Here is a 918-nt window from a genome sequence, read left to right as displayed (position 1 = left end):
CGCCTATGAGGATTGAGCTCCCAGGCCTTCGTCTAGAGTACTTTCCCCTAGCGGCCCTCGTGGCCTATGGCCTCCTCCGCCTCCTGGAGGAGCGGGGCATAAGGGCGCGCTTGGGCTTCGCCGACCCCTTTGGTCGCCCCGAGGCTTTTCTGGAGGTGGAAGGAGATCTGGACGAAGCCGGTTTGGTGAGCTTCTTGGCTGGCTTCGTGGAGGAGGTGGACCCCACCGGTCGCTATGGCCTGGCCCCGGATGAAGACCCGACCCCTGAAGGTGCCCGGGCGGCCCTTCGCGAAGGGAGCCCCGCCTCTCCCTTCCTCGTGGCCTACGTCAACCCCTGGTGGAGTCCCCAGAACCGGACCCTGCGCAGCCCCCTGAACACGTCAAGCGGTAACCAGCGCTTCTCCGGGTTCCTCCACAAGGCCGTTTCGGCCCTGAAGAGGAAGCGGGTGCGGAGAGAGGGACGGGAGGCCGCCTTCCGCCGCGCCCTCTTCGTGGAGCCCCTCCTGCCCCCCGATCCCCTCCTCGCCGAAGAAGACCCTCGCCATCCCCTCTTCGGCGACACCCCCGCTCCCAAGTGGCACGTGAGCCAGAGGCGCGCCACCGCGGACCAGGCCAGCGTGGCCAAGGACGAGGAGGGTGGCTACACCCGCCGCCTAAGCCCTGCGGCCACCCTCCTCGCCTGGGAGGCCTTCCCCTTTTACCCCTTCCCTCCGGGCAAAAGCTCCCTTCCCTTGGGCTTCCGCCTCGTGGAAGAGGTGCCTTGGCTTCTCCTTCCCACTCCTGAAGAGCCGGTAAGCGCTCCCCTCCTCCGGGTGCTAGTGGCCCTGGGGCCGGAGGCCTTCCGGAGAGTTCCGGATCTGGCGCTTTGGGTTTCGCCCCTTCACAAGGGTGGAAAGAACGAGTACCCCTTCTTCCTAG

Annotated in this window: 1 protein-coding gene; it reads left to right on the top strand. The window is 67.0% G+C overall.

What is annotated here, in order from left to right:
• Positions 1 to 59: 59 nt before the first annotated feature.
• Positions 60 to 918: hypothetical protein (locus AC01Y6_RS10525; RefSeq protein WP_476671477.1), on the top strand; the 859-nt coding region annotated here is incomplete at its 3' end.

It is taken from the genome of Thermus sp., assembly GCF_056332225.1.
This window is presented reverse-complemented; position numbering and strand designations above follow the sequence as displayed.